The organism is Siminovitchia sediminis (assembly GCF_042680885.1).
Lineage (GTDB): Bacteria > Bacillota > Bacilli > Bacillales > Bacillaceae_C > Siminovitchia > Siminovitchia sediminis.
This window is the reverse complement of record NZ_JBHUEO010000103.1, coordinates 1,148-1,492: the sequence shown is the minus strand read 5'-3', so window position 1 is coordinate 1,492 and position 345 is coordinate 1,148. Positions and strand designations below refer to the sequence as shown.

Below are 345 nucleotides of genomic sequence, written 5' to 3'. Positions count from 1 at the left end.
GAGCCCGGCCATGTCCTTGATCGCCAGCATATGCGCACCCTGCGCCTCCAGCTCCCTCGCCATCTTCTTATAGTAGTCGATATGGTATTTCGGACGGTCCGGGTCATCGATATCCCCGGTGTAACATATCGTCGCTTCTGCGATCTTGCCCGTCTGCCGCACGGCATCTATCGCCACTTCCATGCCCTTGATCCAGTTGAGGCTGTCAAAGATCCGGAACACATCAATCCCGGCATCGGCGGCTTCCTCGATGAACGCTTTAATGACGTTATCCGGATAGTTCGTGTAGCCGACGGCGTTCGATCCGCGGAACAGCATCTGGAACAAAAGGTTCGGCATCTTTTT

1 pseudogene is annotated in these 345 nt (G+C 55.1%); it reads right to left on the bottom strand.

The annotated features are described in order from the left end of the window. Window positions 1-345: pseudogene (locus ACFSCZ_RS17765) on the bottom strand (pyruvate carboxylase); the annotation flags it as partial.